Raw genomic sequence first — 1,757 nt, 5'->3', positions numbered from 1 at the left:
CAGGGCTGTTACCTCCTATGGCGGGCCTTTCCAGACCGCTTCATCTACTCCGTCCTTTTCTTACTCCATATGGTGTGTCCTACAACCCCAAGAGAAAACTCTCTTGGTTTGGGCTCTTTCCGTTTCGCTCGCCGCTACTCAGGAAATCGAATGTTTCTTTCTCTTCCTCCGGGTACTTAGATGTTTCAGTTCCCCGGGTCTGCCTCCCTACACCCTATGGATTCAGGTGTGGGTACTGTCCCATTACGGACAGTGGGTTCCCCCATTCGGAAATCTTCGGATCAAAGCTTACTTACGGCTCCCCGAAGCATATCGGTGTTCGTCCCGTCCTTCTTCGGCTCCTAGTGCCAAGGCATTCACCGTGCGCCCTTACTTACTTAACCAATTAAAAATTGATTATTAAATAAAAACTTGCATCAGTTCATGACTGACTGACTAACTGTATTTCTTTTGGATGTCGTTATCTAGTTTTCAAGGAACATACAAGCGAACAATTTCTTATTCGCTTCTTTGAAAGAACATCGTTCTTCCAAAACCAAACAAAACGCTCAAGCTTTTTACAGGGTGCGGCAATCTCTTGCCCGCAGTGCCTGATTCTTCCTTAGAAAGGAGGTGATCCAGCCGCACCTTCCGATACGGCTACCTTGTTACGACTTCACCCCAATCATCTGTCCCACCTTCGGCGGCTGGCTCCTTACGGTTACCCCACCGACTTCGGGTGTTACAAACTCTCGTGGTGTGACGGGCGGTGTGTACAAGGCCCGGGAACGTATTCACCGCGGCATGCTGATCCGCGATTACTAGCGATTCCGACTTCATGCAGGCGAGTTGCAGCCTGCAATCCGAACTGAGAATGGCTTTTTGGGATTCGCTCCACCTCGCGGCTTCGCTGCCCGTTGTACCATCCATTGTAGCACGTGTGTAGCCCAGGTCATAAGGGGCATGATGATTTGACGTCATCCCCACCTTCCTCCGCATTGTCTGCGGCAGTCATATTAGAGTGCCCAACTCAATGCTGGCAACTAATCTCAAGGGTTGCGCTCGTTGCGGGACTTAACCCAACATCTCACGACACGAGCTGACGACAACCATGCACCACCTGTCTCCGCTGTCCCCGAAGGAAAAGCCCTATCTCTAGGACGGCCAGCGGGATGTCAAGACCTGGTAAGGTTCTTCGCGTTGCTTCGAATTAAACCACATGCTCCACCGCTTGTGCGGGCCCCCGTCAATTCCTTTGAGTTTCAGCCTTGCGGCCGTACTCCCCAGGCGGAGTGCTTAATGCGTTTGCTGCAGCACTGAGGGTGGAAACCCCCAACACCTAGCACTCATCGTTTACGGCGTGGACTACCAGGGTATCTAATCCTGTTCGCTACCCACGCTTTCGCGCCTCAGCGTCAGTGACAGACCAGAGAGCCGCCTTCGCCACTGGTGTTCCTCCACATCTCTACGCATTTCACCGCTACACGTGGAATTCCACTCTCCTCTTCTGTACTCAAGTCCCCCAGTTTCCAATGACCGCTTGCGGTTAAGCCGCAAGATTTCACATCAGACTTAAAGGACCGCCTGCGCGCGCTTTACGCCCAATAATTCCGGACAACGCTTGCCACCTACGTATTACCGCGGCTGCTGGCACGTAGTTAGCCGTGGCTTTCTGGTGAGGTACCGTCATGGCAAGGGCAGTGACTCCCTTACTTGTTCTTCCCTCACAACAGAGCTTTACGATCCGAAAACCTTCTTCACTCACGCGGCGTTGCTCC

Annotated in this window: 2 rRNA genes; both read right to left on the bottom strand. The window is 52.5% G+C overall.

The features are described from left to right. Window positions 1–383, bottom strand: a 23S ribosomal RNA gene (locus DCC39_RS18815); the annotation flags it as partial. A 222-nt stretch (window positions 384–605) separates the two neighbouring features. After that, window positions 606–1,757: ribosomal RNA gene (locus DCC39_RS18810) — 16S ribosomal RNA — on the bottom strand; the annotation flags it as partial.

It is taken from the genome of Pueribacillus theae (assembly GCF_003097615.1).
Taxonomy (GTDB): domain Bacteria; phylum Bacillota; class Bacilli; order Bacillales; family UBA6769; genus Pueribacillus; species Pueribacillus theae.
The sequence above is the reverse complement of the archived record's forward strand: the minus strand, read 5'-3'. Positions and strand labels throughout refer to the sequence as shown.